The organism is Methylobacterium nigriterrae, assembly GCF_037106235.1.
Lineage (GTDB): Bacteria > Pseudomonadota > Alphaproteobacteria > Rhizobiales > Beijerinckiaceae > Methylobacterium > Methylobacterium nigriterrae.
Genome location: NZ_JBAWTG010000802.1, coordinates 1 through 279 on the forward strand (window position 1 = coordinate 1; position 279 = coordinate 279).

The 279-nt window shown below is 46.6% G+C and carries 1 protein-coding gene; it reads right to left on the bottom strand.

The features are described from left to right. Positions 1-194: hypothetical protein (locus WDW90_RS39220; RefSeq protein WP_336493008.1), on the bottom strand; the 194-nt coding region annotated here is incomplete at its 3' end. Positions 195-279: the final 85 nt, after the last annotated feature.

Here is a 279-nt window from a genome sequence, read left to right on the forward strand (position 1 = left end):
TCATATTGCTGCTCCTGAAGCAGCTTCTGCATCGCTTCGTCCTGATCCATGATGAAGGTGGGAATGTTATATACATTCTGCATGCCTGAACCGGGCCTGAAATACAGCAGGTGGCAGGTGATGCCGGCATCCATGAGCGCCTTGCAGCGCTGGCGGTTTAAGGTTTCAATGCCGCCGCTTGGAATGTAAAACATAAATAGTACCTTCACAGCTTCACATCCTTTCTGTAGTCTGCCTTATTATATGTGCATGTTCAAAAATCTCCACTCTCATTTTATC